Raw genomic sequence first — 26,327 nt, 5'->3', positions numbered from 1 at the left:
GCAGCGGGGTTGCAAAGTTAGGAATTAATTCGCGGATTTCACAACAATCGCGCGCGATTATTTTCACCGGACCGCGATTTCGGATGCGAAGGGTCTCCCGCCGCCGCGAAAAAGGCCGCCCCGCAGACGGGAACGGCCTTTTCACGAAAAAAATGTTGGAAGAAGAGTCGGTGGAGACTGTCGCGCTATCGTTCGTCGGGACGCACGAAGGTACGGCTCGCCAGCTTCACGTCGTCGATCGGGTTGTTCGACGCCGTCATCGCATAGACCAGCACCTTCTTGTCCTTGGGCAGCGTCACCGTAGTCGCGCCTTCGGGAATGTCGAACGTCAGCAGATACATGTAGGAGAAACCGTAGGGAACGTTGCCCAGGTCGGTCTGGTGACGGTGCGTACCCAGATACCCGATCTTGGCGCGCTGCATGAAGCCCTCGCTGTTGCCGTACCAGCCCCACTGGCCGTAGAAACCTTTCCATAGCGGCACTTCGGCCTCGTAGGTGCGATCGCCCACGCGGAACTCGGCCGTGCGCGGCTCTTCGACGGCCGACGCCAGCACATAGAGCTTCGTATAGGTCCGGTCGGCGGGCAGCGCGACGGTCTGGCCGTTGCAGAGCACGGCGTCGTCGGTGTTGGCTTCGCCCATGGCGAAGGTCACGCCGTCGCACTCGACCGTGGCGGGAATCAGCTCGGCGGCGAACGAACCCAGCGCCTTGTCGATCGTATAGTAGGTGAAGAACTCGTCGGTGGTGTAGGCCGTGATGTCGTAGTCGAGCTTCACGGGCGCGTTGTCGATCGCGAGCGTCGACCGCACGGCCGGCTCGGCCAGCCGCACGCGGTAGGTCTTGGGGGCGAACTTTCCGGCCGAAACCACGAGCGAACGCCCCTCGAACGCGGCGTCGCCGATGCGCTCCTCGATACCGTTGCACTCCTCGGCCGAGACGATCGCCGCCGGGAAGGTGATGCGCGCCCCCTCGACGGGATTGCCCGTCGTCTCGTAGCAGCGCACGATGTAGCCGTCGCCGTCCTCGGCAGCTTTGAGCGCACGCACGCCGATCTGCGGGGTCGACGCAGCGAGCATCGAGAAGGTGCGGCCCAGATGCCCCGCATGTTTCGGCGCGACGAAGGCCACGAGCGGCATGTTGAGCGCCTCGCCCGCCACGAGCGCATCCTCCGTGCGGGCGCCCGTGTGTCCCACGATCGAGTAGGTATAGTGGTGTACGCCGTGATCGAGCGTCCGCTGGTGCGCATAGCGCTTCTCGGTCGAAGGGGTATGGAGCAGCGTCAGGCGCAGCGTATTGTCCGCCGGCTTGTCCCAGCCGTATTTGCAGTCGTTGAGAATCGTCACGCCGTAGCTGCCGTCGGCATCCGTCAGATCGACCCATTTCTGGGCAGGCACTTCATAGGCCGTTTCGGTGTTGTTGCCGCGCTCGATGAAGCCCAGTCCGAGGTCGTAAGCCGCCTTCGCGTTGGCCACGGCACAAGGGAATTCGGCTTTCAGCAGCACGTTGCGGCTCGACCAGTCGACCGTGTTGCGCACGTCGATGCGGTCGTCGTCGCCGCCGTCGGTCAGTGACACGTACTGCACGAACTTCGAGGGACCGTAACTGCGCTCCACTTTGAGCGTGGCGCGCACGGGCCCCTGTTCGGCGATCGAAATGCGCACGTCGCCGTCGATCGGACGCCCGGGCTTGTCCATCGTCTCCTTCATGATCTCCCACGCCGGATAGCGGTTCGACGGGTTGCCCTCGAAGACCGCCATGCGGAATGCCTTGCCCTCGGCCACCAGCTCGCGGCCGGCACGCTTGTCGCGGATCGAGCGGATATCGCCGTTGGCGTCCAGCTCGACGCGGTAGATCCGGTTTTCGAGCGTCCGCTCCGACGCTTTCAGCGCCGACGATTTCGCAACGCCCGAAGCGGGGCGCACGTCGTAGACGGCATATCCCGCCGCCTTGACGTCGGCGGCGAAGAGGATGCGCGCCCGGTCGCCCTCGCGCGACAGAATCTGCGCCGCCACCCGCCTGCCCGAAGGCGCATAGACGGCCACCCCCTTGGCACGGGCGTCGAGCGGCACTTCGGCCTCCACCAGATCGCGCAGGTCGTAGGTCACGGGATTGTAGACCACCACGGGCGTACCCTTCACCCGCGTGTCGAGCGAATGGCTCAGCGCACCGACGGCCGCCGTCATGACCTCGGTAGCCTGTTGCAGCGAGATCAGTTCGTCGTTCCACGAATAACGGTAGGCGTCGGCGATGCTCGTACCCGTCAGGTCGTCGTGGAACTGATGCCACAGCACGCGCTGCCACACTTCGTTGAGCTTCGCACGGTCGTAGGGTTTCGCGCCCAGCCAGTCGGCCGCCACGGCGGCGCGCTCGGCGGCGCCCAGCAGCTCCTCGTTGCGGCGGTTGTAGTACTTCATCGCTCCCTGCGAGGTGTAGCAGCCGCCGGCATGTACGTCCATGAGCAGTTCGCCGTCGTAGGTCGGCAGTTCGTCGCGGCGATCCATATAATCGAGGAAGAGCTGGTCGCTCGTGGCGCTGATGAGTTGCACCGGCGCATCGGGGTCGGCCATGGCCTCGGCCATGCGGCGCGCGGTGGTCACCGTGCCGCTGTTGCCCTTGTCGCCGCAGTTGGTCGTGCCGTGCAGGTGGCCGCCGCTGTAATAGCGCATGGCCGTATTGTCGAAGCCGTTCGAAGCGCGGCGGATGAAATCCTTGTTATACCCCGCGTCGGCCGGCAGTTCGGCGGTATACCCGCCCGTATCGAAGGCCGCCATGAGCGACTGCCCGTCGATACCGTACCATACGCCCCACGAGAAGGGGTTCTTCTTGTGATAGGGTGCGTCGGGGAAGAAGTCGTGCTTGCGCCAGCTCAGCTTCTGGGTCGAGAAACCGATCAGGCCGCAGTGGGCCGCCAGCGAAGGCAGCGTGTACCCGAACCCGAAGCAGTCGGGCAGGAAGATGTCGGTCGAACGCACGCCGAACTCGCGCTTGTAGAGCTCCTGTCCTTGCAGGATGTTGCGGATGAACGACTCGGCCGAAGGCATGTTGGGGTCGTTGGCATTCCACGACGCGCCGCTGATGTGCCAGCGCCCCTCGTCGATATACTTCTGCAAACGGGCGTAGTGCAGCGGATAGTACTCCTTCATCCATCGGTAGATGATGCCGCCCTCGAAATTGAACTTGTAATCGGGATACCGCTCCAGCATCCAGAGGTTCTGGAAGAGGATGCGCGGAATGTATTCCCGGATGGTGTGGGTCAGGTCCCAGTTCCACTGGGTGTCGAGATGCGCGTCGCACACCGCATAGATCTTGTAGGTCTTGGGTGCGGGCGTCTCCTGCTCCTGCGCCGCGGCACGTCCGGCGCAGAACGTCAGGATGCACGCGACGACAAACAGTCGAAAAAGTTTCATCGTTCGAAAAAAATTAGATTGATAGTTTCATTACATTCGAGTATCGGCAAAATTAGAGAATAAAACCGCGCAGCACAAGCGCCCTGTCCGAAAATATAAACGATATATCAATTTGTGAAATAAAAAAATCGCAGGGAACTGCGCTCCCTGCGATCCGATTTCACCCTATGCGTCAGCCGGTTGCTACTCGATCCGCTGACGGGGTTCGTTGTCGGGCGCCAGCGGCGAGCGGGCGCGCAAATATGAATCCAATACGTCGGTCAACAGCGTCCCGGTAGGAGCTCCGTCGGTATAATCGAGACCGGAATAGGTCTTGAAAATGTAGTCGCCCATCGCCACGCGGTAGCGGCGGCCGGGTTTCAGTTCGGGGAAAGCGACCGACTGCGCCTCGAACCGCTCGTCGGTACGGATCACATAAGGGGTGGTCATGTAGATGTCGATGCGGTGCGACTCGTCGAGGTTGACCGTATCGTTGAATTTGGTCTTCACCAGCCGCGCCAGCTCGTCGGCCGTCATCTCGGCCGTCACCAGTTTGGAGCCGAAAGGATCGAGGTTGTAGATATCGGCCGCCACGACCTCGCCCGCAAGCGAATCGAGCCGCACGCCGCCGATGTGGTAGATACCGACGTCGGCCTTGCCCGCCTCGCGCACCGCCTCGGTAAAGACGTTGGCCAGCCCGGTCTTGTCCAGCCGGCCGCGCAGGTCGGCCACCTTCGCCCGAAGCGCCGGATCGCTGTAATAACCTTCGACCATCCGCTGGTAGGCGGGTGCGGGTTCGTAGCCCGCCAGCGGCACCAGCCGGAAGCTCTTCTCCACCAGTTCGTCGCCGCGGAAGCGGAGCACCGTGACGCCCACGTTGTCGAGATTCTTGCCCGTCTGCGTCACCAGCACGCCGCCGACCGTCTCGTTTGTCTCGTCGTGGCTGTGCCCGCCCACGATCACGTCGTAACGCGGCGCCTTTTCGGCCAGCACGCGGTCTTTCTTCGTCCCGATATGGGTCAGGGCGACCAGCGCGTCGCACTCGTCGCGCAGCGACTGCCGGTCGGCCACGGCATCCACCGCGTCCGTGAAGGTCAGCCCCGCGAAATTCTCGTCGTGCCCCGCCGGATGGTTGTTGTGGTCGTAGTTGGTCACCGAGGCCACGAAGCCGATCCTGCGGCCGCCCCGCTCGACGATCGCATAGGGCGCCGGCTGGGGAAAGGTCGCCGTATCGCTTACGATATTGGCGCAGACGACCGGAAACCGGCACTGCGCGGTGCGCACGCCCAGAAAAGCCTGTCCGGCGTCGAACTCGTGGTTGCCGAAGGTCGCCACGTCGTAACGCAGGCGGTTCATCAGATCGATGATCGGCCGGCGCGGCTCGGCGGCTCGATCGCAGTAGACGTTGCCCGTCCAGCGGTCGCCCGCATCGACCAGAATCACGTTCTTCACCGTATCGCGGCACTTCTTGACGGCTTCGGCCAGCTGCGGGAACTTCTCGATATGGGCGTGGATGTCGTTGGTCGAAAGAATCACCACCGTCTCCATGCGCGGCGAGCAAGCCGCCAGCACGAAGAGCAGCAATGCGCCAAATAACGATTTTTTCATCATACACGTATCTCTTTTTTCGAATTCATCCGGCCAGAACCCACTTTATTATAATGGGGAAGACAAAGATAGAGACTCCCCGTCGATCCTCCAAATTTTCCGACGTTTTCTTTCGCCGGCCGACGGGCACGGCCTTCCCGCCGCACACAAACCCTGCCGCAACGGCAGACCTGCAAAAAAGGGCGATGCGGAGCGAATCCGGCGAAAAAAAATGCGTAACTTTGTAGGAAACCCAACCTTGCGAACCATGAATAAATTCCGAATGTTTCCGCCGCTGCTCGGCCTCATGTTTCTTTTGGCCGGCTGCGGCGATTCCCGACCGGCGGAGACGGTACGGCTGGTGACCTACAACGCAGGCACCTTCAACAAGTACATCGCCGACGACTACCCGCTCGTGGCCGAAATGATGCGGGAGGTCGGTGCCGACGCCGTCTGCCTCAACGAACTCGACAGTTGCACGACCCGCACGGGCGGCGTTTTCCAACTCGAACGCATCGCCCGGGCCATGGGCGGCTGGGACTACCGCTTCGGCCGCGCCATGCCCTATCGGGGCGGAAGCTACGGCGTCGGCGTCATGACCCGCGAGCGCATCCTCGACCATTTCACCGTCGCCCTGCCGCGGGGAGAAGGTGCGGAGCCGCGCGTGCTGACGGTCGTCGAACTGGCGCGGTACGTGATCGCCACCACCCACCTCGACCATACGTCGGCCGCAGCGCAGCGCGATCAGGTCGCCGTCATCAACCGCGTGATGCGCGAACGCTACGCCGAGGCGTCCAAACCCGTCTTTCTGGGCGGCGACCTGAACGCCCTCCCCGACTCCGGAACGCTCCGCGCGTTGCAGGAGGCCTGGACGGTACTGACGCCCACCGACGGGGGCACCTACCCCTCGCACGATCCGAAAAAGTGCATCGACTACATCCTGCAACTCGACAACGGCGTCACGTGCGAAACGGTCGGCGCGCGCGTCCTGCACCGTTTCGAGGCGGGCGACGCCGCCCGCGCATCGGATCATCTGCCGGTACTGCTCGAAATCCGGCTGCCTGCGGAAAGCTGACCGCCCGGGAACAGGCACGCTTGCCGACACAAATAATTATCGTTACCGTCGGCTGCGTCTCAGCTACTTCCGCCCCGGCAACCGCAAATAAATTTGCATCGCTCCCGGCTTATTCGTATCTTTACGCACCTTTTGCCCCATACCTCATGAGAGATCTTATCCAAGTCATCTGCGAGAACCTCGACCGCACGATCGAGGTCGAAATGGGAACGTCGCTGCTCGACATCCAGCGGCAATACCTGCCCAAGGGACCGCACCCCTACCTGGCGGCCTACGTCAACAACCGCATCAAGGAACTGAACTACAAGGTATACACCCCGATCACGGTGCGTTATATCGACGCCACACACTTCGAAGGCATCCGCGTCTACGAACGCACGGCGTCGTTCATCCTCCAGCGGGCCGTCCGCGAGCTCTATCCCGAACACAAGTTCTACATCCGCCACTCGATGCTGCGCGGCTTCTACTGCGAAATCGAGGGGCGCGACGGCATCTCCGCCCGGGAGGCCGAAGCCATCCGCACCCGCATGGAGGAGCTGGTCGACGCGGCGATTCCGATCATCCGCAGCCGCGTACGGTCGATCGACGCCGCAATGGAATTCACGCGGCTGGGATTCGACGACAAGACCGAGCTGCTCAACACCCGACCGCGCCTTTACAGCACGCTCTACTCGCTGGGCGACATGAAGGGCTACTTCTACGGCGCGCTCGCCCCGTCGACCGACTACATCCGCCTGTTCGACATCCGCCCCTACTACAACGGTTTCTACGTCGTACTGCCCGGACGCAGCCACCCCGACGCGCTCAAACCGCTCGTGGCGCAGGACAAGCTGTTCGACATCTTCCACCAGTACAAGGAGTGGGTCGACATCATGGGCGTACCGACTGTCGGCCGGCTCAACGCCAAGGTGCTGGCGGGCGACGCCTCGGAGCTCATCAAGATCGCCGAAGCCTTCCACGAGAAACGGCTGGCGCGTATCGCCGACACGATCGCCGCGGCCAACCGCTCGCAGGGAACGCGCATGGTACTCATCTCCGGCCCCTCGTCGAGCGGCAAGACCACCTCGGCCAAGCGTCTGGGCATCCAGCTGCGCATCCTGGGGCTGAACCCCGTGCTCATCTCGCTCGACGACTATTTCGTCAACCGAGACAAGACCCCGCGCGACGCCGACGGCGAGTACGACTACGAAGCGCTCGAAGCCATCGACCTCAGACTCTTCAACGACCACCTGCAACGCCTCTTCGCCGGCGAGAGCCTTCCCGTGCCGCGCTACGACTTCATCACCGGCAAACGCCAGTGGCACGACAATCCGCTGCGGCTCGACGACCGGTCGGTGCTGATCGTCGAAGGCATCCACGGACTCAACCCGCGCCTCACGCCGAGCATCCCCGACCACATGAAGTTCAAGATCTACATCTCGTGCTTCACGTCGGTGTCGATGGACAACCTCTCGCGCATCGCCACCACCGACAACCGCCTGCTGCGCCGCATGGTGCGCGACAACGCCACGCGCGGCCACAACGCGCAGGCGACGCTCGCACGCTGGGAGAGCGTGCGGCGCGGCGAGGAGAAGCACATCTTCCCCTATCAGGAGAACGCCGACGTGATGTTCAACTCGTCGCTTTTCTACGAGATCTCGGTGCTGCGCCCCTATGCCGAACGTATCCTGCGCGAGGTGCCCGATACGGTGCCCGAATACGGCGAGGCCAAGCGGCTGTTGAAATTCCTCGACAACTTCATCCCGATCGATCCCGCCGAGATTCCGCCCACCTCGCTGCTGCGCGAATTCATCGGCGGCAGCAGTTTCAGGTATTGACAAAACCCGTACAACAATTTCAAACATAACCGACAGAATACGGCCCTGAGAAGCCCCTCCCTTTGTCAACTGCGCGCAAGCCGAGCGCACCCGCCCGCGGGATGCCGAGGCGCCGCCGCAGAAACCGAGCGAAGCGAAGGGAGGGGACAGCGGGGTGGGAATGTCGATATCCGCGAAGCGGCTACGCCCCGCCCGAGTCCTGCGACAACCGAAACAAGTACAACAATTTCAAATACAACCGACAATGTCTTTTGATACATTCGCTGACCGCCATATCGGCGTCAGCAATCCCGACGAACTCAAAGCCATGCTCGACACGATCGGTGTCGGAAGCGTCGACGAACTGATCGCGCAGGTGATCCCCCAGTCGATCCGGCTGAAAAAACCGCTCGACCTGCCTGCGGGCATGAGCGAATACGAATTCGCCGCACATATCCGTGCGCTGGCCGACCGCAACCACCCGCTGCGGTCGTTCATCGGCATGGGCTACTACCCCTGCGCCGTACCGGCCGCCGTGGCGCGCAACGTCTTCGAGAATCCCGCGTGGTACACCTCCTACACCCCCTACCAGGCCGAAATCTCGCAGGGGCGTCTGGAAGCGCTGCTCAATTTCCAGACCGCCGTGCTCTCGCTCACGGGCATGGAAATCGCCAACTGCTCGCTCTTGGACGAGGGGACGGCGACGGCCGAGGCGATGCTCATGATGTTCGCCCTGCGCAGCCGCGACGCGGTGAAGGAGGGGCGCACGCAGCTCTTCGTCGACCGCAACCTCTTCCCGCAGACGCTCGACCTGCTGCTCACGCGCAGCGAGCCGTTCGGCATCGAGCTCATCGTCGACGACTACGACTGCTACGAGTTCTCGGGCAAGGAGTTCGGCGCTGTCGTGCAGTATCCGGCCGCCGACGGCGCCGTGCGCGACTACGCGGCCTTCGTCGAAGCGGCGCACGCGCACGATGCGAAGGTGACGGCCGTGGCCGACCTGCTCTCGCTGGCACTGCTGAAAGCTCCCGGCGAATGGGGCGCCGACATCTGCGTCGGCTCGGCGCAACGCCTGGGCACGCCCATGGGCTTCGGCGGCCCGCACGCGGGCTACATGGCCACGCGCGAGGCCTACAAACGTCAGATGCCCGGCCGCATCATCGGCGTCTCGGTCGACCGGCTGGGCAACCGCGCCCTGCGCATGGCGCTGCAAATGCGCGAGCAGCATATCAAGCGCGAGCGCGCCACCTCGAACATCTGCACCGCCTCGGCGCTGATGGCCTCGATGGTGGGCTTCTACTGCGTCTACAACGGCGCCGAAGGCCTGCGCCGTGCTGCCGAGACGGCCCACACGGCCGCCTGCGACACCGCCCGCGCCCTCGCGGCGCTGGGCTACAAGCTCACGAACCAGCACTTCTTCGATACGCTCGACATCGAGGCCGAAGCGGCCGTCATCCAGTCGCTCGCTCTCGAACGGGGCATCAACTTCTTCTACCCCTCCGAGGAGCGCGTGCGCCTCTCGTTCGACGAGGTGACCACCCCCGACGAGGTGGCCGAGGTCGTGGCCCTCTTCGCCGAGGCGCGGGGACGCAAACCCAAAGTCGCCAGGAGCCACGCCCCGAGCACGCTGCCCGAAGCGCTGCGCCGCACCTCGCCGATCCTCACCGAGGAGGTCTTCCGCTCGCACCGCAGCGAAAGCGCGCTGATGCGCTACATCAAGCGGCTGGAACACCGCGACATCTCGCTGGCCGACTCGATGATCTCGCTGGGGTCGTGCACGATGAAACTCAACGCGGCGGCACTCATGCAACCCCTGTCGCTGGCCGGGTTCCAGAACATGCACCCCTTCGCACCCGTCGAACAGGCCGAAGGTTACATGGAGCTGATCGCCGCGCTCGAACGCGACCTGGCCACGATCACCGGACTGGCCGCCTGCTCGCTGCAACCCAATTCGGGCGCCGCGGGCGAATACGCAGGGTTGATGGTCATCCGCGCCTACCACCAGTCCAAGGGGCAGGGGTACCGCAACGTCATCCTGATCCCCGCCTCGGCGCACGGCACGAACCCCGCGTCGGCCGCCATGGCAGGCATGAAGATCGTCACGGTGGCGTGCGACGCCAAGGGCAACATCGACGTCAACGACCTCAAAACCAAGGCCGAAGAACACGCCTCGGAGCTGTGCGGGCTGATGGTGACCTATCCCTCGACGCACGGCGTCTTCGAGAGCCGCATCCGCGAGATCGTCGACGCCGTACACGACGCCGGCGGACAGGTCTATATGGACGGCGCCAACATGAACGCGCAGGTCGGCCTCACCAATCCGGGCTACATCGGCGCCGACGTCTGCCACCTCAACCTCCACAAGACCTTCGCCATGCCGCACGGCGGCGGCGGTCCCGGCGTCGGCCCGATCTGCGTGGCCGCGCACCTGCGTCCCTTCCTGCCGTCGCACCCCATCGCCGCGACGGGCGGCGACGAAGGCATCACCGCCGTGGCGTCGGCCCCGTGGGGTTCGGCGCTGCTGCTGCCCATCACCTACGGCTACATCAAGATGCTGGGCGGCGACGGGCTGCGCCGCGCCACCGAGATGGCCATCGTCAACGCCAACTACATGTCGTCGGCACTGGCCGCGGAGTACCGCACCTATTACAGCGGCGAAACGGGCCGCGTGGGGCACGAGATGATCCTCGACCTGACGAATTTCAAACACGACTACGGCATCGACTGCGGCGACATCGCCCACCGACTGATGGACTACGGCTTCCACGCCCCGACGCTCTCGTTCCCCGTGCACGAAACGCTGATGGTCGAGCCCACGGAGTCGGAGCCCAAGGCCGAAATGGATCGTTTCATGGAGGCGCTCGTGCACATCAAGCGCGAGTGCGAAGCGGCCGCCGGACAGGAGGACAACGTCGTGCGCAACGCTCCGCACACGGCCGTGGAGATCGCCGGCGAGTGGTCGCACCCCTACTCGCGCCGGGAAGCGGCCTTCCCGCTCGGCTGGATCGCCGAGGCGAAGTTCTGGCCCTACGTCTCGAAAATCGACAACGGCTACGGCGACCGCAACCTCGTCTGCCGCTGCACGGAGTAATCCGCACGGAGGCATCGAGCTGTACGTTCCGACTGTACCGTATCATCGGCCGGCAGACGAAAACCGCGGACGGACAGCCCGAAGGAGCCGTACTCGAAGAGTTCCCGCCGGCACATCGCACCTTGCACAGACGGAACGTCCGGTCGGACGTTCCGTCTCTTTTCGAGCCGATGGAGCGGAAATCCGATAATTTGCACTATCTTTGCCGTGCATGTCGAGAAAAAGAGTGCCGCGGACGGCGACGCCCGCGCAGACGACTTCGATACTATATTTAATTCTATAAATTCATGAAAGCAGAAAACAACAAAATGGTGGCGGTGGATTACACGCTCACCGTCGACGGCAAAATCGCCGACCGGTCGCGTCCCGGACAGCCGCTGGAATTCATCTTCGGCACCGGTATGCTGCTGCCCAAATTCGAGGCGGCCATCGTCGGCAAGGAACCGGGCGAGAAGGTCTCCTTCACGCTCGCTCCCGCCGACGGCTACGGCGAAATCGTCGACGACGCGATCGTCGACCTCCCCAAAACGATATTCATGGTCGACGGCAAGCTGGCCGAGGACATTCTCTTCGTGGGCAGCCAGATTCCGATGGCCAACGCACAGGGCCAGCGTATGCTGGGCGTGGTGAAGGAGATCGGCGACGATACCGTGAAGATGGACTTCAACCACCCGATGGCGGGCAAGACGCTCAACTTCGACGTGGAGGTGATCTCGGTGCGCGACGTGACGCCGGAAGACCTGGCCGGCAAATGCGGCTGCGGGGAGTGCAGTTGCGGCGACGACTGCCACTGCGAAGGCGAGTCGCACGCCGACTGCGGCTGCCACGGCTGCCACTGATCGACACCCGAATGCAAAGGCCGGCCCGCAGGCCGGCTTTTTTTATCGCCGCGGCGATCCCATGATTCACCATCTCCGGCCTTGCTCTTCACCGTCACCCAATACATCGAATCGGTTCTCAACTCCCGCGGCCTGACGCGCACGCTGGGAGAGATCGACGTCTGCCGCACGGCCGACGGCCGTCCCGTGTTCCATACGGGCAACAGCGCGGTGATTTTCCGCATCCGGCTCGACGGCCGCGACCGCCTGCTGAAATGCTACACCCGCCCGCACCGCCATCTCGAAGCGATCTACGGCGACCGGTTCCGGCCTGCGGAACTCTTCCTCTACACCGCCCCGTCGGAGGGCATGTGGGCGGATGTCGTCGTGGACGACTGGATCGAGGGCGAGACGCTCACCCGCACGCTGGACCGTGCCGCAGCGAACGGAGACAAACTCCTCGTCGCACGACTCGCGACGGCCTTCGACACGCTGGCCGCGCGACTGCTGCCGGCCCAGTGGGCGCACGGCGACCTGAAACCCGACAACCTGATCTGGGACGGGCAGCGGCTCCGCCCGATCGACTTCGACGGGATGTTCCTGCCCGAATTCCGCGGCCGGCGCAGCCCCGAACTGGGAACCCGTGCCTTCCAGCATCCGGCACGCACGGAAGCGGACTTCGACGCCTCGCTCGACGACTATCCGGCGGCGTTGATCGCCACCGTGCTCCATGCCGCGGCCCACGATCCCTCGCTGCTCGTACGTTATCCCGCCGAAGGGCTCGTGCTCGACCCTTCGGCCGTCATAGAAGGGCGCAGCGAAGCCTACCGCGAGATGCTCGACGCCTTCGCCTGCCGCGGCGACGCCGTGGGATACCGCACGGCACAGTTGCTCCGCTCGCCCGTCGCGAAACTTCCGCAGGCCGCTTCGCTCTTCGCATGGCGGCTGCGGCCGCCCCCTCCCGCCGACGATCCGCCCGAACTGGCCGTCGACGCCGGACGCTGGGGTTTCCGCTCGGGCGGACGGTTCGTCATCCCGCCCGTGTGGGACAACGGATTCGATTTCAGCGAAGGACTGGCGGCGGTGGAGATCGCCGGACGGTGGCACTTCATCGACACGGCGGGCCGCGTCGTCCTCAACTGCCCGCCCTGCGATGCCGTGAAACCTTTCCGCAATGGTACGGCCGAACTGCGCAGCGGCCTGCGGCGGGAGAAAATCGCACATCCGTTGAAAAACTCATGCTAAAACGCTATATTTGTAGATTGGAAATATGACGCGAATGGACACATACAGAGCTTTGACCCCCGGCGAAATCGCCGCGCTCGAAGCCTCCGGCTCGACGGCCGACGACTGGTCGTCGATCGAGGTGGCGGAGGACTTTCACCCCTCGCAACTGCGCGGCGCACGGCTGGGCGGCCGTGTCCGGCTCGCATCGGGCGTGTGCATCCGCAACTCCGGCGTCCGCAACTACGACATCGGCGCAGGGACGCTCGTCGAAGAGGTCGTCCGCCTGGAATGCCGCGGCGAAAGCGCTTTCGGAAACGGCACGGAGGTGGCCGTCATGAACGAGAACGGCGGCCGCACGGTACGGATTTACAGCGGCCTGACCGCCCAGATCGCCTACATGGCCGCCGTCTACCGCCACCGTCCGGCGCTCGTCGCCGCCCTCGACCGTATGGCGCGGCGGGCGGCCGACGCGGCACGCTCCGCGCAAGGAAGCATCGGCCGCGACTGCCGCATCACCGACTGCCGGCTGCTGCGCGACGTATGTATCGGCCACGGGGCGACGCTCGAAGGGGTCTCCGTCCTCTCCAACGGCACGGTCGGCGACTTTTCGCGCATCGGCATCGACGTCAAGGCCTACGACTTCGTCACGGCCGAGCATGCGCTCGTCGACAACGGTTCGCTCATCGAACGCTGCTTCATAGGCGAACGCTGTATCTTCGACCGCGGCTACACCGCCTCTGATTCGCTCTTCTTCGCCAACTCGCACTGCGAGAACGGCGAAGCGGTTTCGATCTTCGCAGGCCCCTACACCGTCTCGCACCACAAGTCGTCGCTGCTGATCGCCGGCATGTTCTCCTTCTTCAACGCCGGCAGCGGCACCAACCAGAGCAACCACCTCTTCAAGTGCGGCGCCGTGCATCAGGCCGTCCACCGGCGCGGCTGCAAGTTCGCCAGCGGCGCCTACGTCATGTCGCCGGCCATCGAAGGGGTCTATACGATGATCATGGGGCGCCACACGCATCACCACGACACGTCAGTCTTCCCCTTCTCCTACCTGCTGGAACAGGAGGGGCGTTCGGCTCTGCTGCCCGGCGCCAATCTGTCGAGCTACGGCACGGTGCGCGACATCGAGAAGTGGCGGCAGCGCGACAAACGCAGCGCAGGCCGCGACCTGATCAATTTCGAGACCTGGAATCCCTTCGTGGGCAACGCCCTCGCAGCCGGCCTCGATGCGCTCCGCACGCTCTACGACAGCAACCCCGACGCCCAGAGCTTCATCTACAACTCCGTCCATATCAAGCTCACGGGGCTGCGCCGCGGAATACAGCGCTACGAGCAAGCGCTCGCGGCGACGCTCGGCGACCTGCTCGCGCGCGGCGGCGACGGATACGACGGCCGCGGCGCGTGGATCGACGCCGCTGGGCTTTACCTCGCCCGCTCCTGCATGGAAGAGCTGCTCGACGCAATCGAGCAGGATGCCGTCACTACGCCCGAAGCCCTCACGGAGCGGTTGCAGGCCTTTGCGGAGCACTACGACGACTACGCCCGCAGCTGGGCGCTCGATATCCTGGCCCGGCGGCTGGGACACACGCCCGACGCCGCCGAGATCGAACGGGCCGTCGTCGAAGGGAAGGCGGCGCAACAGGAGCTGCAACGCCTCGCGGAGGCCGACCGAGCGTTCGACTGTTCGTTCGACATGGCCGTCGGCTACGGACTCGACGCCGCCACGGACGACGAACGCAGGGCCGACTTCCGCGCCGTCCGCGGACTGGAATAGAGAGACCTAAAACCAACATAAACCATGAACTACACCCAAAGCATCACACGCCGTCACCGCACGGCCTTCGTTCTGGCCATCGACCAGTCGGGTTCGATGGTCGAGGAGCTGGAATTCCGCGGACGGCGCACCTCGAAGGCTGCGGCCGTGGCGGAGGTCGCCAATTCGCTGCTGTCGGAACTGCTGCTGCGCGCCACGCGCGAAGGCGAAGTGCGCGACTACTACGACATCGCCGTGGTCGGTTATTCGGGCGAAGGCGTACACTCGCTCCTCTCGGCCGATGAAACGTTCGTTCCGGTCTCCGCGCTCCGGAACGCCGTGCGCAATACCCGCCGGGTCAGCATCGAACGCCGCCTTCCCGACGGTCAGCCCGCATTCAACGAGGTGACCGTGAGCGAGTGGATCGCTCCCGCCGCATCGGGACAGACCCCGATGTACGAAGCGCTGCTCTACGTCCACGATCTCGTCGAGGCGTGGTGCCGCCGGCCGGAACACCGCGAGAGTTTCCCGCCGCTGGTCTTCAACATCACCGACGGCGAGGCTTCCGACAGCGACGAGGAGGAGCTCGCGCAGATCGCAGGGCGCATCCGTTCGCTCGGCACGGACGACGGCCGTGCGCTGCTGGTCAACATCCACCTCGCATCGGGCGACGCAGCGAAGGGCCGCATCTTCCTGACCGACGGGGAGACCGCCTACAACAACCGCTACGCCCGCCTGCTCTACGACATTTCGAGCCCGATGCCGCCGCTCTTCGACGACGCGATCCGTTCGCTCCGGGGCGACGAGGCCCGCGGGCCGTTCCGCGGCATGTGCTACAACGCATCGATCACCGAACTGCTCTCGATCCTCAACGTCGGGTCGATCAGCGTAAATCTCCAATAGCCATGTTCCCTACGATCCACCGCTTCATGGAGGGGCTGCTCTCACCCCGCACGTCGCTCCGCACGCTGAGCGAAGCCCGCTTCGCACAGGACGGGACGGGCGCATTGCTGCTCGAACGCACGACGCTCTTCGCCGAGGCGCAGTGTACGCTCGGCGACCGCCGGCTGCGGCTGTTCTGCCCGCTCTCGCCGCTCGCCCACCGGCTCGCGGAGACCACGGCGCAACGCCTCAAATATCATCCGGCCGAATTCCTGCTCCCGTGGCGGATGCTGCGCGAGGAATTCACCTACACCGACGCCACCGGCACGCAGCGCACCTGCGACCTGGTCGCGCAGGAACTTCCCGCCGAGGGCGAGCCGCTCGCAACGGCAGTCGGCCACGCAGACCGCGACCGTCTGCTCTCGGCGCTCGATACTCTGCAACGGCAGTTGGCGCAGGCCGGCCTGACGCACAACAACCTCAAAGCGGCCAACCTCTGGATGACGCCCGACTACCGGCTGCTGCCGCTGCGCTACGCCTACATGCGTTTCGACGGCGGCGACGACGCACCGCAGTTCGACGCGCTGCGCGCTTTCGTCGCCGAAAAGGCCTCCGTGGCACAAATGATGTGCGATACCTCGGCGGAGTACAGCGCACCGTGCACCGCTTTTCGGAACCACCTCTGGGTCGGACACATGTTCGAACAGATGATCTGCGTCGAGGACGCCGAAGGATACGGCTACGTCGACACGCAAAACCGCTATCTCATCGCCCCGCAATACCGCTGGGCCAACGATTTCCACGAAGGCCGCGCCGAGGTGCAGACCGCCGACGGGCGGATGGGGCTCATCGACAAGACGGGCCGTTACGTCCTCGAACCGCACTACGAAATCGTCGAATACGACGACCGGACGGGACGTCTGCTGGCCCGCCTCGACGGACGTTGGGCCGCCTTCGACTACGAGGGCCGTCAACTCACCGAGTTCGGCGCCGTAGAACCCTGACAACGAAAATCACAACGCATAACAATCATGGAAAAAGTCAAATGTCTGATTATCGGCAGCGGCCCGGCCGGATATACGGCGGCCATCTACACCTCGCGCGCCAACCTGAACCCCGTACTCTACGAAGGGATCGAACCGGGCGGCCAGCTGACCACCACCACCGAAATCGATAACTACCCGGGCTACCCCGAAGGGATCGACGGCAACCAGCTCATGGGCCACATGCGCAAGCAGGCCGAACGGTTCGGCGCCGACATCCGCCGCGGCACGGTGACGCGCGCCGACCTCTCGTCGCGGCCGTTCCACCTGGTCGTCGACGGCGAAAAACAGATCGAGGCCGACAGTCTCATCATCGCTACGGGCGCTTCGGCGCGCTATCTGGGACTTCCCTCCGAGACGAAATACAGGGGACAGGGCGTGAGCGCCTGCGCCACCTGCGACGGCTTCTTCTACCGCAAGAAGGACGTGGCGGTCGTGGGCGGCGGCGACACTGCCTGCGAGGAGGCCACCTATCTGGCTTCGATCTGCCGGCAGGTCTACATGATCGTACGCAAACCCTACCTGCGCGCCTCGAAGGCGATGCAGCACCGCGTGATGAACACCCCCAACATCGAAGTGCTCTTCGAATACAACACCGCCGAGGTGCTGGGCGACGACACGGGCGTCACGGGCGTCACGATCCGCCACAACGACGGCAAGGAACGGACGCTCGCCGTTGCGGGGTTCTTCGTGGCCATCGGCCACCACCCCAACACCGAACTGTTCCGCAACCAGCTGGAACTCGATGCCGAGGGGTATATCCACACCGAAGGCAATTCGTCGAAAACCTCCGTCGAAGGGGTCTTCGCGGCCGGCGACGTGCAGGATCCCGCCTACCGGCAGGCCATCACCGCCGCCGGTTCGGGCTGCATCGCCGCGCTCGACTGCGAGCGCTTCCTGCTGCAATAGGCCGGATGCCCTGCAAACGACAGAAGCCTCTGCATAAGAGGCTTCTGTCATTTTCAACACGCACCGCCGAACCCCGGCATCGGGCGGGACGACGGGAGACGGACGCCGCAGCATCCGCCTCCCGTCGTATTCCGCCGCGCGCCGCAGATCAGTCGACGCGGATCGTCCCTTTCAGCCGCAGGTCGCGCGACGAAGCGCCCACCTGAATCAGGAAATCGCCCGGCTCGACCACGAAGTCGTGGCGCACCGTATCGTAGAAGGCGAAGGCGTCGTGCGGCAGGAGGATCTCCACGCGCTTCGTCTCGCCCCGTTTCAGGAAGACCTTCTCATAGCCTTTGAGCTCCTTCACCGGACGCGGCACGCTGGCCGCGAGGTCGCTCACGTAGAGCTGCGCCACCTCGGCGCCGTCGCGGCGGCCCGTGTTCCTCACGTCGAACGACACCCGACAGGAGCCGTCGTCCTGCCGCACGACTTTCAGCCCCGAATAGGCGAAAGTGGTATAGGAAAGGCCGTAACCGAAGGCATAGAGCGGTTCAGTCGCCGTGCGGTCGTACCCACGGTAACCCACGAAGATGCCTTCGTCGTAGTTGACGCGCGGCTGCGGCGCACCCTTGCGGTGCGAACGGTCGACGTTCTCGTAATAGCTGCCGTAGCAGGGATTGTCCTCGGCGCGCCGTTCGATCGAGATCGGCAGTTTGCCGCTGGGCGAAACCGCTCCCGTCAGAATCTCGGCGACCGCGCGGCCGCCCTCCTGCCCGGGATACCAGGCCATGAGGATCGCACGCGCCCGGTCGGCGAACTGCGCGAAATCGACCCCGCCGCCGCTGTTGACCACTACCACGAGGTTCGCGTTGAGCTTCGCCACGGCGGCGATCTCGGCGGCCTGTCCTTCGGGCAGGGCGAAGGTGCGGTCGTGGTTTTCCCGTTCGGTATCGCTGTCGAAGCCGGCGCAGTAGATCACCGCGTCGGCCGCCGCGATCCGCCGCTCGAGATCCGTCACATTCTCGAAGAGATAGCGCAACGACACGGAGGCCGTCGAGGCATTGTCGTAGTACTCCAACCGCACGGCGTAACTCTTGCCCGCCACGACGTCGAGCGTCGCCGAGCGGGTGGTCGCCGCATGGTCGCGCCAGTCGGCGAGCACCTCGCGGCCGTCGACATAGAGCCGGTAGCCGTCGTCGCCGCGCACGACGAAGGTCACGCGCCCCGTCGCCGCGGGTTTGAAACTCCCCGACCAACGGGCCGAAAAGCCGTCGGCGGGAACACCGTCGGCGGGCGAACCCTCCCAGTCGAAGTCGATCGCAGCGTCGACCTGCGTCGTCACGGGCATCCCCGCAAGTTCCTTTCCGGCGAAGAACTCGCCCCGAAGGCCTGGCCGGCCGTCAGGGGTGAAAAAGAGTCCCGACGCGGCCAGATCGCCGACGGGAGCGGGATCGAGCACCGTCGTGCGCAAACGTTTGCCGACGGCCCGCATCCCCTCGCCCACCGACACGGTCGAGAAGGGATGGACGAATCCCGCACCGCCGCCCGTGGGCACGCGGCCTGCGTTGGGCCCCATGACCACCACGTCGCGCACTTTGGACGAGAACGGCAGCATCCCGCCTTCGTTCTTCAACAGCACGATGCCGCCGCGCGCCACCTCCAGCGCCACCTGATCGGAAAAAGGATTGCGTTCCTTGATCTTCGCGTCCGTCTGTTCGCGATCGAGAAACCCGAAGGCGATGAGCGTTTGGAGGATATGGCGGCACTTTTCGTCGACGGTCGCCTCGGTCACCAGTCCGTTCTTCAATGCCGGACGCAGGTTCTCGGCATTCATGAAGCGGGCACGCGGCATTTCGAGGTCCAGTCCCCCGTTGGCGGCACCGACGGCCGAATAGGTAGCGTTCCAGTCCGACATGAAGATGCCGTCGAAACCCCACTTCTCACGCAGCAGGCCGACCGTCAGCGGGCGGTTCTCGGTCATGTGCACGCAGTTGAGCGGATTGTAGCTCGACATGACGGCGCCGACCTTCGCCCCGGTCACCGCCTTGCGAAAGGCGGGAAGGTAGATTTCATGGAGCGTCCGCTCGTCGATGTCCGACGAAACGTGGTGGCGGTTCCACTCCTGGTTGTTGCCGACGAAGTGTTTGACGCAGGCCATGACCCCTTCGGCCTGCATCCCCTCGATATAGGCCGCCGCCGTCTCGGCCGCCAGATAGGGATCTTCGCCGTAGTATTCGAAATTGCGGCCGCACAGCGGCGAACGATAGATGTTCACCCCCGGCCCGAGCAGGATATGCACGCCGCGCGCCCGGCAGTCCTGCCCCAAAGCGCGGCCGTAGTCGCGCACCAGCGCGCGATCCCACGCCGCAGCCGCGGCGATGCCGCACGGGAACATCGTACTGCGCGTATCGTTGCGCACGCCCTGCGGGCCGTCGGCCATACGGATCTGCGGGATGCCCAGCCGGGGAATCGCACGGATATAGAAGGAGTTGAAACCGCCGATGTAGTCGAGTTTCTCGTCGAGCGTCATCCGCTCCACAAGGGCCGCCGCGCGCTCCTTGTCCTGCTCCGTGATCTGCTGCGCCGCTGCCGGAAGCAACGTCCCGACAGCCAGCAACCATGTAAGTAGTCTCTTCATTTCATTGGATTGGTTCGTTATCGAATACAAAAATAGGGAAAAACAAGACAATCCCCGCTTCGCGCACGACAAATAAATCTTCCATTTTTTAACCGATTTGTTGTATTTCCGGCTCTGAAATCTTATATTTGCTACAAGACAATTGGTTTTATCCTATGAAAACGCTCGCCGCACTCGCTTTCTGTCTGTCGCTGCTCGCAGGATTTACCGCCTGCGACAAGGACGACGATAACATGGGTACATTGATCGTAGAGATCCGGGATAATGCGAAAGCTTCGGTACTCAATATTTACACCGAAGAGGGCAGTCTGATTTATACCAATACCGAATACCTCTATCAAAACGATCCGCGGTTGTCGATCCCGCTCAATCCGGGGAACTATCGGCTCAATACTACGTGGAAGTTCAACGACTGCGCTTTCCAGATTCGGGCCGGCCACACGACCACCGTCTATTATGCCTACGGCAGTTACAACGGTGTAGTCACCTACGATTAAGCTGCAATAATCCAATCTTCAAACTATTTAGCGCCATGAAAACGCCCGCCGCACTCGCTCTCTGCCTGTCGCTGCTCGCCGGTCTTATCGCCTGCGACAAGGACGACAACATGGGAACACTGATCGTAAACGTTCGGGATAACGCCAAAGTCGAGGAACTAAACATCTATACCGAAGGAGGCAGCCTGATCTACACGAATACCGAATATCTCTATCAGAACGATCCGCGGTTGTCGATCCCGCTCAATCCGGGGAACTACCAGATGCAACTGATGTATGGCTTCAATCGCTGTTCTTTCCAGATTCGGGCCGGCCACACGACCACCGTCTATTATGCCTACGGCAGCACCAATGGAGAGGTGACTTACGATTAATCCGTAATTTTCCGGTTTCAAACCTCGTATCCGATGAAAACGCTCGCGAAATTCCTTTTCAGCCTGTCGCTGCTCGCCGGTCTTACCGCCTGCGACGACGACGCCCCGACCACAGGAGAAATCGTATTGGATATCGAAAAATACATGTATGTCCAGTCCATCTCGATCTACACGGAACTCGGAAACAAAATCTACGAAAACCGGGAATATCTTTACGAAGGAGGCCGGTTGTCGATCCCGCTCAACCCCGGCAATTACCGAATTTCGACTTACGGATATTCCGACTGCACCTTCCAGATTCAGGCGGGGCACACGACGCGGATCGACTACGACCAGCACGGGAACGGAGTCGTCACCTACGACTGACGAACGGCCGGCATCCCCGCAACCACGCAGGGGACGGTATGCAATCGCAGGGCCGCCCCCGCGCATTTACACCGGCAGACATCTTCTCCGCACGCACCGGCTCCCCGATCCTCGGCGGCACAGCTGCTCCGCCCGGCAAAAACAAATAAATTTGCATTGCACTCGGCTTAATCGTATCTTTGCCACAGGATCGGCCCGCAAAGACCGATCCTGCAAAGCGCGCAGCAGCCATGAGTTTCACCGTCACCATCCTCGGTTCGGCTTCGGCCAAGCCTACGCCCGGACGACACCCGTCGGCACAGGTCGTCAACCTCCACGAGCAACACTACCTCGTCGACGCGGGGGAAGGTACGCAGCAGCAGTTGTTCCGCTACGGGATCAATCCGCTGCGGCTGCGGGCCGTCTTTCTCTCGCACCTGCACGGCGACCACTGCTTCGGGCTCTTCCCGCTGCTCTCGACGCTCGGGCTTTACGGCCGCCGCACGCCGCTGCCGGTCTATGCACCGGCCCCGTTCGGAGAGATTCTCGCCTGCCACCTGCGCTATTTCGACAGCGAACTGCCCTACGACGTGGAGTGGCACGAGGTCGATACGACCTGTCATCGGCCGCTCCTCGAAAACCGTTCGCTCGAAGTATGGAGCATCCCGCTGCGCCACCGCGTCCCCACGTGCGGCTACCTCTTCCGCGAAAAGGAGCCGCCGCTGAACGTCGACAAATTCAAAATCACGAAATACGGCCTCTCGATCGCGCAGATCACCGCCGCCAAACGGGGCGAAGCCGTGCGGCTCGATTCGGGCGAGACGCTGCACAACGAGGAGCTGACCTACCGCCCCTACAAGGCGCGGTCGTACGCCTACCTGTCGGACACGGCCTTCTCGGCCAAGGCGGCGGGGCTGGCCGCAGGCGTCGACCTGCTCTACCACGAGACGACCTACGCCGCCGCCGAGCGGAAGATCGCCCGCGAGCGGGGACACTCCACGACGGCCGAAGCCGCACGGGCAGCCCTCCGCGCCGGGGCCGGACGGCTCGTGATCGGCCACTTCTCGTCGCGCTACAAGGAGCTCGCACCGCTGCTCGACGAGGCGCGGACGCTCTTCCCCGCAAGCGATCTGGCCGAGGAGGGGCGCACCTTCACGATCGAAAAACGACCTTTCAGATGCTGACCAAAGCCGACATCCGACTCGTCCGCTCGCTGGCGGACAAACGCGCCCGCACCGACGAGGGGCTTTTCGTCGCCGAAGGCGGGAAACTCATCGGCGAACTGCGCGCCTCGACGCTCCGCATCCGCCGCATCTATGCGCTCGACGGCGTTTTCGCAGGCGAGGACGTCACGACGGTCTCGCCGAAAGAGATGGAACGGCTCTCGCTACTGAAAACCCCTTCCGACTCGCTGGCCCTCGTCGAGATCCCCCGCCGCAGGCTCGATCCCGCAAAGCTGCGCCGGTCGCTGGTGCTGGCGCTCGACGACGTGCAGAACCCGGGCAATCTGGGGACGATCGTCCGGCTGGCCGACTGGTTCGGCATCGGCGACGTGGTTTGCTCCGAGGCGACGGCCGACTGTTTCAACCCCAAAGTCGTACAGGCCACGATGGGCGCGATCCTGCGCGTGCGGGTCCACTACTGCGACCTCGAAGCCTATCTGGCGGCCGAGCGCGCCGCCGGCACGCCGATCTACGGCACGTTTCTGGAAGGGGACGACATCTACCGCACGCAGCTCTCGCCGACAGGCATCGTGCTGATGGGCAACGAGGGCCGAGGCGTCACGCCCGCCTGCGCCGCGCAGGTCACGCGCAAGCTCTTCATCCCGCCCTACCCCGCCGAGCGGCACGCCACCGAATCGCTCAACGTGGCCATGGCCACGGGCATCGTCTGCGCCGAATTCCGCCGACAGGCGAGTGCCGGACGGTAAGGCGGCCGCAGGCCGGAACGATGCGGCAGAGAGCGTTCCGATCTGCGCTCGGCCGCTCACTGCCGTTTCGTTCGGATCGTCGTGCAAGCGACCGTCCGGCCGGGCCGCCACAGAAAAAACGGAACGCGCTTATTCTACCCCGCCGACTCTCCGCCGGCCCCACAAAAAAAGTCCCGCCACACCGGCAGGACAAAACCGAAAAGCGAAAGGCCGAATTCTAAAAAGCGGACACCGCGCGCACGGAGGGATCGGCCGCCTTGGGCTCGCAACACTCCTCACCACAAGCCAGAATCACATCCACGGCGCAATATTCGTCCACTTCGGTCGACGACCAATACCACGCTTCCGTTCCTCCGGCACTCAATGCAACCCCTCCGACTCGTTCCAACGTTCGATTGACGACGTCATGCACCGTTTTGTTCAGCAACAGGATTTTCACCTCCTCGATCGCCGGCAAGTACCATCCGTCGCCCTGCGCCGCACACCACGCGAAAGCGGGATATTTTTCACGCCAACCGTCGATCCGTTCGATTATCCGCTGATTCCACAACCCTTCCGCCCGATGTATCGCACCCGTAACGATCGCCCGATCATACTCTTCGTCCGTACTCCAGTACAAACCTTTTTCGGTCAAGCTCACGATTTTACCATGCTCGCCCGTGGTGTCGACCTCGAAGACAACGCCACGTTTACCATCCACGTTGTAGTAGTCGCCCACCTTGTAGCGGCGTGCAGGGGCAGGAGTGGGTGCAGATGGCGGAACGACCGGCTCCGTGCGGAACGCACCGACCGCCGGCCGCCCGAGAAACCGTTCGGCGGCCTCGACCAGTTCGCCGAATTTCGATTCGGCGTCGGGATAGGCGTCGACCCAGTGCGTCTGATTCAGGATCAAGCGCATGGCACCCTTCAACGGCGTCTCGTCGATCCGGTAGGGAATGATAATTTTCTTCTCGGTGAAGGCCAGATTCAACTCACCCTTCACCCACTGCGAGAGCGACGCCGGTTCCGAGAAGACCAGCACGAAAAGCCGGCAGGCGACGATCGCCTCGTCGATCACGTCGCCGTAATCGGCTCCGGGAGGAATGTCGCGCGGCGCCATCCAGCACCGGACTCCATGCTCCTCCAAGACATGACAGATCGCCAGCGCCGTCGGTTTGTTGCGGCTCGAATAGCTGATAAAGACATCGTGATTCATCGTGGTCGGCTGCAAGAATGTTCGGAATCACAAAATTAGTGCAATCCTCCCGAAAATCAAAAAAATGATAGTCAAAACAAACCCCGCGCGGCACCCACGTGCCGTGCGGGCCGAAGCCTCCGCAGGCGGAGGCCCGCCACAAGGGCGTGCCCCGCAGGCTTCGGTCCGCACGGGTACGGAAATGAAAACCGGCACACACAGCCTTTCGGCGCCTCCGATTCGCATCCGGATTGCGGCAGACCGTCCCGCCGGCTGCCCGCCTTGCGCGTTTTTTCGGCCGAAGCCGCACGATTGTGCGAAAAAAATCTTAACTTTGTCAATTAAAGCGATTCGAACATGTCAGACAACAGACTCAAAATAGGAATCACGCAGGGCGACACCAACGGCATCGGCTGGGAGGTGATCCTCAAAACGCTCGCCGACAGCCGCATCGCGGAGCTGTGCACACCCGTGGTCTACGGCTCGCCCGCAGCGGCGGGCTACTACCGCCGCTGCATCGCCGACCTGGAAGAGATCGCATTCAACACCGTCTCCTCGGCGCGCGACGCACGGCGCGGCCGCGTCAACCTGATCGCCTGCGGCCCGCAGGAGTTGCGCATCGTCCCCGGAGAACCCTCGCCCGAAGCGGGACGGGCCGCCGTCGAGGCGTTGCAGGCCGCCGTGCGCGATCTGAAAGAGGGTGCGCTCGACGCGCTGGTCACCGGCCCGATCGACAAGGAGACGGCGCAGGCCGACGACTTCCGCTACACGGGGCACACCGAGTACCTCGCCGCCGAACTGGAAGGCTCGCCCATGATGCTGATGTGCAGCGATCGGCTGCGTGTGGGGCTCGTGACGACGCACCTGCCGCTGGCGGAGGTGAGCGCCGCAATCTCGCGCGGGAAAATCACCGAGGCCCTCGACCGGCTCGCCCGCTCGCTGGTCGCCGATTTCGGCGTGGTGAAACCCCGCATCGCCGTGCTGGCGCTCAACCCCCACGCCGGCGACGGCGGGCTGTTGGGCAGGGAGGAGGAGGAGACGATCCGCCCCGCCGTGAACGACGCTTACGCTGCGGGCGTTCTCGCCTTCGGGCCTTTCGCTGCCGACGGCTTTTTCGCCAGCGGCAACTACGCGCACTACGACGCCGTGCTGGCGATGTACCACGACCAGGGGCTGGCGCCCTTCAAGACGCTCACGCCCGACGGCGTGAACTACACGGCCGGCCTGTGCAAAGTGCGCACCTCGCCCGACCACGGCGTGGCCTACGACATCGCAGGCCGTGACAAAGCCGATCCGCAGTCGATGCGCAACGCGATCTACGCGGCCCTCGACATCGTCGAGAACCGCCGCCGCTGGGCTGCGATGTCGGCCGACCCGTTGCAGCATTTCGAGCGCGACCGGGGCCGCGACGCATCGGCCAAAGACCTGCCCGAAATGCGGGAGGGACGCCACGACTGACCGTTTCATGCACCGGAATATGGCACGACGCGACGACGGATTCCTCTCGACCAGGCGCAAGGTGGCCTGGATGTTCTTCGGCCTGTGGGCCGTGGTATTGGTCATGGCCGCCGTCCGCTATGCCGTCCACGGCGACATGGTCGTGACGCTGGCGGTCGCCGCCGCGGCCGTCGCCTTCTGCATTTACCGCCTGTGGGACGCCTATCGGGTATGAGAATAACGGAGGGTGCAGCGATTTTCGCATGAAAAAAGCGGCTAACCGCTCCTCAATTAGAAGATTATTGTAACTTTGCGACGAACAAAGGGCAAGCGGGAGGCGTATTCCGTCTCGTAATTGTGGAAGCGCCGATCGCCCCGTA

At 63.7% G+C, this 26,327-nt stretch carries 20 protein-coding genes; 16 read left to right on the top strand and 4 right to left on the bottom strand.

The window, feature by feature from the left end; genetic code table 11:
- Nucleotides 1-185 precede the first annotated feature (185 nt).
- Together FMF02_RS07915 and FMF02_RS07910 are read right to left on the bottom strand one after the other, a co-directional pair.
- On the bottom strand, nucleotides 186-3,407 hold the full coding sequence (locus tag FMF02_RS07915; RefSeq protein WP_141412737.1) for an alpha-mannosidase: 3,222 nt from the start codon (nucleotides 3,405-3,407) through the stop codon (nucleotides 186-188).
- 183 nt (nucleotides 3,408-3,590) lie between these two features.
- Entirely contained in the window at nucleotides 3,591-4,997 is a 1,407-nt protein-coding gene (locus tag FMF02_RS07910; protein ID WP_232044749.1) for a bifunctional metallophosphatase/5'-nucleotidase, read from the bottom strand.
- Between the two features lie 244 nt (nucleotides 4,998-5,241).
- On the opposite strand from FMF02_RS07910, the gene FMF02_RS07905 reads away from it, so the two are divergent.
- From FMF02_RS07905 to trxB, 9 genes are all read left to right on the top strand, one after another.
- Nucleotides 5,242-6,048 (top strand): endonuclease/exonuclease/phosphatase family protein, encoded by an 807-nt coding sequence (locus FMF02_RS07905; RefSeq protein WP_244611550.1) that lies wholly within the window; start codon nucleotides 5,242-5,244, stop codon nucleotides 6,046-6,048.
- 146 nt (nucleotides 6,049-6,194) lie between these two features.
- Nucleotides 6,195-7,865 carry a nucleoside kinase gene (locus tag FMF02_RS07900; protein WP_141412736.1) on the top strand — a complete coding sequence of 557 codons (1,671 nt, stop codon included), beginning with the start codon at nucleotides 6,195-6,197 and terminating at the stop codon, nucleotides 7,863-7,865.
- A gap of 244 nt (nucleotides 7,866-8,109) precedes the next feature.
- A complete protein-coding gene (gcvP, locus tag FMF02_RS07895; RefSeq protein WP_141412735.1) occupies nucleotides 8,110-10,935 on the top strand; it encodes an aminomethyl-transferring glycine dehydrogenase in 2,826 nt (941 codons plus the stop codon).
- 287 nt (nucleotides 10,936-11,222) lie between these two features.
- Nucleotides 11,223-11,774 (top strand): FKBP-type peptidyl-prolyl cis-trans isomerase, encoded by a 552-nt coding sequence (locus tag FMF02_RS07890; RefSeq protein ID WP_141412734.1) that lies wholly within the window; start codon nucleotides 11,223-11,225, stop codon nucleotides 11,772-11,774.
- A gap of 81 nt (nucleotides 11,775-11,855) precedes the next feature.
- Nucleotides 11,856-12,998: a WG repeat-containing protein gene (locus FMF02_RS07885; RefSeq protein WP_141412733.1), complete on the top strand. Its 1,143-nt coding sequence runs from the start codon at nucleotides 11,856-11,858 to the stop codon at nucleotides 12,996-12,998.
- Between the two features lie 34 nt (nucleotides 12,999-13,032).
- A complete protein-coding gene (locus FMF02_RS07880) occupies nucleotides 13,033-14,757 on the top strand; it encodes a DUF4954 family protein (protein WP_141412732.1) in 1,725 nt (574 codons plus the stop codon).
- Between the two features lie 24 nt (nucleotides 14,758-14,781).
- Nucleotides 14,782-15,639: a vWA domain-containing protein gene (locus FMF02_RS07875; RefSeq protein WP_019130299.1), complete on the top strand. Its 858-nt coding sequence runs from the start codon at nucleotides 14,782-14,784 to the stop codon at nucleotides 15,637-15,639.
- 2 nt (nucleotides 15,640-15,641) lie between these two features.
- Entirely contained in the window at nucleotides 15,642-16,622 is a 981-nt protein-coding gene (locus tag FMF02_RS07870) for a WG repeat-containing protein (protein WP_141412731.1), read from the top strand.
- A gap of 27 nt (nucleotides 16,623-16,649) precedes the next feature.
- On the top strand, nucleotides 16,650-17,570 hold the full coding sequence (gene trxB, locus FMF02_RS07865; RefSeq protein ID WP_394344395.1) for a thioredoxin-disulfide reductase: 921 nt from the start codon (nucleotides 16,650-16,652) through the stop codon (nucleotides 17,568-17,570).
- A gap of 148 nt (nucleotides 17,571-17,718) precedes the next feature.
- On the opposite strand, the gene FMF02_RS07860 is transcribed toward trxB, so the two are convergent.
- Nucleotides 17,719-20,190 (bottom strand): beta-glucosidase, encoded by a 2,472-nt coding sequence (locus FMF02_RS07860; protein WP_141412729.1) that lies wholly within the window; start codon nucleotides 20,188-20,190, stop codon nucleotides 17,719-17,721.
- Between the two features lie 155 nt (nucleotides 20,191-20,345).
- Here FMF02_RS07860 and FMF02_RS07855 point away from each other — a divergent pair, with 155 nt between their 5' ends.
- The 5 genes from FMF02_RS07855 (at nucleotide 20,346) to FMF02_RS07835 (ending at nucleotide 23,336) form a co-directional block, all read left to right on the top strand.
- Nucleotides 20,346-20,687 (top strand): hypothetical protein, encoded by a 342-nt coding sequence (locus FMF02_RS07855; RefSeq protein WP_141412728.1) that lies wholly within the window; start codon nucleotides 20,346-20,348, stop codon nucleotides 20,685-20,687.
- 35 nt (nucleotides 20,688-20,722) lie between these two features.
- Nucleotides 20,723-21,061 carry a hypothetical protein gene (locus FMF02_RS07850; protein ID WP_019130304.1) on the top strand — a complete coding sequence of 113 codons (339 nt, stop codon included), beginning with the start codon at nucleotides 20,723-20,725 and terminating at the stop codon, nucleotides 21,059-21,061.
- 33 nt (nucleotides 21,062-21,094) lie between these two features.
- On the top strand, nucleotides 21,095-21,427 hold the full coding sequence (locus FMF02_RS07845) for a hypothetical protein (protein WP_019130305.1): 333 nt from the start codon (nucleotides 21,095-21,097) through the stop codon (nucleotides 21,425-21,427).
- Nucleotides 21,428-21,657: 230 nt separating this feature from the next.
- Nucleotides 21,658-22,590 carry a ribonuclease Z gene (locus FMF02_RS07840; protein WP_141412727.1) on the top strand — a complete coding sequence of 311 codons (933 nt, stop codon included), beginning with the start codon at nucleotides 21,658-21,660 and terminating at the stop codon, nucleotides 22,588-22,590.
- On the top strand, nucleotides 22,587-23,336 hold the full coding sequence (locus FMF02_RS07835) for an RNA methyltransferase (protein ID WP_141413607.1): 750 nt from the start codon (nucleotides 22,587-22,589) through the stop codon (nucleotides 23,334-23,336). The genes FMF02_RS07840 and FMF02_RS07835 overlap by 4 nt, the downstream gene beginning before the upstream one ends.
- 217 nt (nucleotides 23,337-23,553) lie before the next feature.
- Here the strand turns inward: FMF02_RS07835 and FMF02_RS07830 are convergent, their stop codons facing one another.
- Nucleotides 23,554-24,531 carry a toll/interleukin-1 receptor domain-containing protein gene (locus tag FMF02_RS07830; RefSeq protein ID WP_141412726.1) on the bottom strand — a complete coding sequence of 326 codons (978 nt, stop codon included), beginning with the start codon at nucleotides 24,529-24,531 and terminating at the stop codon, nucleotides 23,554-23,556.
- A 336-nt stretch (nucleotides 24,532-24,867) separates the two neighbouring features.
- Between FMF02_RS07830 and pdxA the strand changes: the two genes are divergently transcribed.
- Both pdxA and FMF02_RS07820 read left to right on the top strand, forming a co-directional pair.
- Nucleotides 24,868-25,968, top strand: coding sequence for a 4-hydroxythreonine-4-phosphate dehydrogenase PdxA (gene pdxA / locus FMF02_RS07825; RefSeq protein ID WP_141412725.1), 1,101 nt, complete (start codon nucleotides 24,868-24,870; stop codon nucleotides 25,966-25,968).
- Between the two features lie 19 nt (nucleotides 25,969-25,987).
- Complete coding sequence (locus tag FMF02_RS07820) at nucleotides 25,988-26,182, top strand: hypothetical protein (protein ID WP_141412724.1); 195 nt, start codon at nucleotides 25,988-25,990, stop codon at nucleotides 26,180-26,182.
- Nucleotides 26,183-26,327 lie beyond the last annotated feature (145 nt).

Origin of the sequence: Alistipes communis, from assembly GCF_006542665.1 — a bacterium.
Lineage (GTDB): Bacteria > Bacteroidota > Bacteroidia > Bacteroidales > Rikenellaceae > Alistipes > Alistipes communis.
Note: the sequence above shows the minus strand (reverse complement) of the source record. Positions and strands in the feature narration are given on the sequence as shown.

Bases quoted from the DNA above. Each gene is read 5' to 3' on its own strand.
- FMF02_RS07915 (WP_141412737.1), bottom strand. From the start codon at position 3,407: ATGAAACTTTTTCGACTGTTTGTCGTCGCGTGCATCCTGACGTTCTGC.
- FMF02_RS07910 (WP_232044749.1), bottom strand. From the start codon at position 4,997: ATGATGAAAAAATCGTTATTTGGCGCATTGCTGCTCTTCGTGCTGGCG.
- FMF02_RS07905 (WP_244611550.1), top strand. From the start codon at position 5,242: ATGAATAAATTCCGAATGTTTCCGCCGCTGCTCGGCCTCATGTTTCTT.
- FMF02_RS07900 (WP_141412736.1), top strand. From the start codon at position 6,195: ATGAGAGATCTTATCCAAGTCATCTGCGAGAACCTCGACCGCACGATC.
- gcvP (WP_141412735.1), top strand. From the start codon at position 8,110: ATGTCTTTTGATACATTCGCTGACCGCCATATCGGCGTCAGCAATCCC.
- FMF02_RS07890 (WP_141412734.1), top strand. From the start codon at position 11,223: ATGAAAGCAGAAAACAACAAAATGGTGGCGGTGGATTACACGCTCACC.
- FMF02_RS07880 (WP_141412732.1), top strand. From the start codon at position 13,033: ATGGACACATACAGAGCTTTGACCCCCGGCGAAATCGCCGCGCTCGAA.
- FMF02_RS07875 (WP_019130299.1), top strand. From the start codon at position 14,782: ATGAACTACACCCAAAGCATCACACGCCGTCACCGCACGGCCTTCGTT.
- FMF02_RS07870 (WP_141412731.1), top strand. From the start codon at position 15,642: ATGTTCCCTACGATCCACCGCTTCATGGAGGGGCTGCTCTCACCCCGC.
- trxB (WP_394344395.1), top strand. From the start codon at position 16,650: ATGGAAAAAGTCAAATGTCTGATTATCGGCAGCGGCCCGGCCGGATAT.
- FMF02_RS07860 (WP_141412729.1), bottom strand. From the start codon at position 20,190: ATGAAGAGACTACTTACATGGTTGCTGGCTGTCGGGACGTTGCTTCCG.
- FMF02_RS07855 (WP_141412728.1), top strand. From the start codon at position 20,346: ATGAAAACGCTCGCCGCACTCGCTTTCTGTCTGTCGCTGCTCGCAGGA.
- FMF02_RS07850 (WP_019130304.1), top strand. From the start codon at position 20,723: ATGAAAACGCCCGCCGCACTCGCTCTCTGCCTGTCGCTGCTCGCCGGT.
- FMF02_RS07845 (WP_019130305.1), top strand. From the start codon at position 21,095: ATGAAAACGCTCGCGAAATTCCTTTTCAGCCTGTCGCTGCTCGCCGGT.
- FMF02_RS07840 (WP_141412727.1), top strand. From the start codon at position 21,658: ATGAGTTTCACCGTCACCATCCTCGGTTCGGCTTCGGCCAAGCCTACG.
- FMF02_RS07830 (WP_141412726.1), bottom strand. From the start codon at position 24,531: ATGAATCACGATGTCTTTATCAGCTATTCGAGCCGCAACAAACCGACG.
- pdxA (WP_141412725.1), top strand. From the start codon at position 24,868: ATGTCAGACAACAGACTCAAAATAGGAATCACGCAGGGCGACACCAAC.
- FMF02_RS07820 (WP_141412724.1), top strand. From the start codon at position 25,988: ATGGCACGACGCGACGACGGATTCCTCTCGACCAGGCGCAAGGTGGCC.